We start from the raw sequence: 430 nt of genomic DNA, 5'->3' as shown, positions 1-430 counted from the left end.
CAGCCGTACTTGCCGACTGCCCCACCCTTGCCGCCATCGACGCACAAGGCAATCCTTCGTCGTGGACGGCGCAGCAGTTTGAATCGGCGGTTCAACACCATCCCGACAGCGTTTGGCTCAGTCAGACCGACCACCAAATTACCGGCTTTATCGTGTGGCAAACCGTGTTTGATGAATCCGAGCTGCACCTGATTGCCGTCGCGCCCGAATACCGCCGCCAAGGCATTGCGTCCACCCTACTGCAACACTGGCAAAACACAGTTCAACAGCAAGGCGCAACCCGATTGCTGCTGGAAGTCCGCGCAAGCAATGAAACCGCGCAACAGCTCTACCGCAAACACGGCTTCCAAACCTGTGGCCGCCGCAAAAACTACTACGCCCTGCCCGACGGTGGCAGCGAAAATGCCGTATTGATGGAGAAATCATGTTA

The 430-nt window shown here is 57.2% G+C and carries 1 protein-coding gene; it reads left to right on the top strand.

Annotated elements, in window-relative coordinates; all coding sequences use genetic code 11:
• The coding region (gene rimI / locus ACTHTY_RS12230) for a ribosomal protein S18-alanine N-acetyltransferase (RefSeq protein WP_440367895.1) at positions 1–430 on the top strand (430 nt) is incomplete at both ends.

The sequence above is a fragment of the Neisseria sp. P0019.S002 genome, from assembly GCF_051957155.1.
Lineage (GTDB): Bacteria > Pseudomonadota > Gammaproteobacteria > Burkholderiales > Neisseriaceae > Neisseria > Neisseria perflava.
Note: the sequence above shows the minus strand (reverse complement) of the source record. Positions and strands in the feature narration are given on the sequence as shown.